This is a genomic window from Kitasatospora sp. NPDC057198, assembly GCF_042670125.1.
Lineage (GTDB): Bacteria > Actinomycetota > Actinomycetes > Streptomycetales > Streptomycetaceae > Kitasatospora.
Window position 1 is genome coordinate 1 of sequence record NZ_JBHUWH010000719.1, and the last position, 2646, is coordinate 2646.

Genomic DNA, 2646 nt, shown 5'->3' on the forward strand with positions numbered 1-2646 from the left:
GGGTGCTCGGCCCGGGACTTCTTGGCCTTCCGCTTGAGGAACAGCGCCGAGCCGGCGCCGAACAGCACGGCCGCGCCGAGTCCGATGTACGAGGCGCCCTGGAGGTACTTCTCGGCAACCTTGCCGACCTGGTAGACCAGCAGCGTGGTGCCGCCCGCCCAGACCACGCCGCCCAGCACGTTGGCGATCAGGAACTTCCAGTACGGCATCCGCAGGGTGCCGGCCAGCGGGCCCGCGAAGATCCGCAGCAGGGCGACGAAGCGGCCGAAGAAGACGGCCCACATGCCCCAGCGCTGGAACTGCCGCTCGGCGGTGGCCAGGTGGTCGGGCCCGAAGTGCTTGGGGAACTTCCGGCCGAGTTTCTCGAACAGCGGCCGGCCGCCCTTGTGCCCGATCGCGTAGCCGATCGAGTCGCCGATGATCGCACCGGCGATCGCGCAGAGCGCCACGCCCCACGGGCTGACGGTGCCCTTGGCGGCCAGCAGCGCCGCGGTGACCAGGGCGATCTCGCCGGGCAGCGGGATGCCCAGGCTCTCCAGTCCGATGATCAGGCCGATGATGACGTACACCAGGGTCGGCGAGACGTCATTGATCCATTGATCGACGTGCAAGGCGGAGTACCTCCGTCTGGGCAGGACAAGGCCGTCGACACGTCGCACGGCACACAGGAAAATTTCAGTAAAGGACCAGCCGGGCCAGCCTAGCCGCTCCCGACCGCCCTGCCGAGCGCCTTCCGGCAGGCCCCCCGGCCTGCTTCGCACACCGGGTCCAACGCGGCGCGCCGGGCGGTTCGTTCCCGCTCCGGTGCGAGATCGCCCGACGCCCCGGGCCTCCCGTGCGCCGCGGGCGGGCGTCCGCTCCTTGCGCCATGACGCGCCATGACGCGCTACGATCCGCATCCCGGTCCGGGCGGACCGGACCGTTCCGAGGGGGGACGCATGGGTGTGCCGGGGGATCTCGTGGGCGTGCGCCGGGGCCGGTCCGGCGCACTGGCGCTGGCGGGGGCGGTGCTGCTGCTCGGTACGGCCTGCACCTCGGGCGGCGGCTCGCCGGGGAGCGCGGCGAGCGCCGGGAACGCGGCGGCGGCTGGTCCGGCCGCGACGCTCTGCCGGGCCGTGATCACCGCCGCGGACCTGCCGGCGGGCTACACCGAGCCGGCGTCGCCGCGTGCTTGCGAGGGCGACCCGGAGACGTGGACGGTCTCCTTCCCGGGGCAGGCCGGCAGCATCGAGATGGCCACCGAGCTGCTGTCCCGGAAGGCCGGTCCGGACGAGGCGTCCGCCGACCTGCCGGAGCTCGTCGCGGAGCTCAACGCCACGGTCGGCCGGCCGGAGGAGCAGGACGCGGCCCCGTTCCGCGACCTGGGGGACGAGGTGCGCCGGTTCGCCCGGCACGACGGCCCGGTGTTCACGGACGTCCTCTACCTCAGGCGCGGCAGGCTGCTGGTCTACCTGAGCGTCATGGGGCACCGCGAGCTGCCGCAGGAGGAGCTGCACCGGCTGGCGGCGAAGGCCGTGGAGCGCACCGCACCGCTGGGGTGAACTCCACGGCCGGCGCCACCCGGTAGCGCCTGGCCGGTCAGGACTTGAGGAACTCGATCAGGTCCTGGTTGAAGCGCTCCTTGTCGCCGGGCACCATGGCGATGCCGTGCGAGCCGCCCTCGTAGACCTTGAGCTGCGCGCCGGGCACCAGGGCGGCGGTCTTGCGGCCGGTGGCGTCGATCGGGACGATCTGGTCGTCGTCGCCGTGCACGACCAGCAGCGGGACGTCGAACTTCTTCAGGTCCTGGTGGAAGTCGGTGTGCGCGAACGCGTCCACGCAGGCGACGCCGCCTTCGAGGGTCTCGGCCATGGCCATGTACCAGAAGGCGTCCTTGTTGCCCTGGGTGACCTTGTTGCCGGGGCGGTTCGCGGAGAAGAAGCCGACCGAGGAGTCCTTCCAGAACTGCGAGCGCTCCTTGAGGATGCCGTCCTTGATGCCGTCGAAGACGGACTGCGGGACGCCCTCGGGGTTGTCCGGGCCCTGGAGCATCAGCGGCGGGATGGCGGAGAGCAGCACCGCGGAGCGGATCCGGGCGGTGCCGTGCCGGCCGATGTAGCGGGCCAGTTCGCCACCGCCCATCGAGTGCGCGACCAGCGTGACGTCGTGCAGGTCGAGGCTGGTGAGCAGGTCGTTCAGGTCGTCGGCGAAGGTGTCGAAGTCGTAGCCGTCCCACACGGGGGTGGAGCGGCCGTGGCCGCGCCGGTCGTGGGCGATGCCGCGGAAGCCCGCGTCGGCGACGGCCTTCAGCTGGTCCTGCCAGGCGTCGCCGTTCAGCGGCCAGCCGTGGATGAAGACGACCGGGCGGCCGCTCCCCCAGTCCTTGTAGAAGATCTCGACGCCGTCGCGGGTGGTGCAGTGGGGCATGGGTGTCTCCGTTCCGGGGCCGGGCGGCGGCGGTCGGCCGGGCCCGGCGGGGAAGGGTGGGCGCGGTGCGCTCGTGCGGCCTGGGCGGCGGGACGGCGGCACCGCGACCATTCAAGGCACAGCCGGGCCCCGTACGCACCCGGGCCGGGCCCGTACACGCCCCCGTACGCACGCCCGATAGGCCCCGGCACCCCGTACGCACCCGGGCCGGGCGTACGCGTCCCGTACGCACCCGGGCCG

General features: G+C 72.8%; 3 protein-coding genes. 1 reads left to right on the forward strand and 2 read right to left on the reverse strand.

Annotated elements, in window-relative coordinates; genetic code table 11:
* Nucleotides 1-611: DedA family protein (locus ACFUEL_RS38185; protein WP_380242586.1), on the reverse strand; the 611-nt coding region annotated here is incomplete at its 3' end.
* 327 nt (nucleotides 612-938) lie between these two features.
* On the opposite strand from ACFUEL_RS38185, the gene ACFUEL_RS38190 reads away from it, so the two are divergent.
* Complete coding sequence (locus ACFUEL_RS38190; RefSeq protein ID WP_380242588.1) at nucleotides 939-1541, forward strand: hypothetical protein; 603 nt, start codon at nucleotides 939-941, stop codon at nucleotides 1539-1541.
* Between the two features lie 37 nt (nucleotides 1542-1578).
* On the opposite strand, the gene ACFUEL_RS38195 is transcribed toward ACFUEL_RS38190, so the two are convergent.
* Nucleotides 1579-2406 (reverse strand): alpha/beta fold hydrolase, encoded by an 828-nt coding sequence (locus ACFUEL_RS38195; protein WP_380242590.1) that lies wholly within the window; start codon nucleotides 2404-2406, stop codon nucleotides 1579-1581.
* Nucleotides 2407-2646: the final 240 nt, after the last annotated feature.

Excerpts from the sequence above, each read along its gene's own strand:
- ACFUEL_RS38190 (WP_380242588.1), top strand. The coding sequence starts at position 939 with ATGGGTGTGCCGGGGGATCTCGTGGGCGTGCGCCGGGGCCGGTCCGGC.
- ACFUEL_RS38195 (WP_380242590.1), bottom strand. The coding sequence starts at position 2,406 with ATGCCCCACTGCACCACCCGCGACGGCGTCGAGATCTTCTACAAGGAC.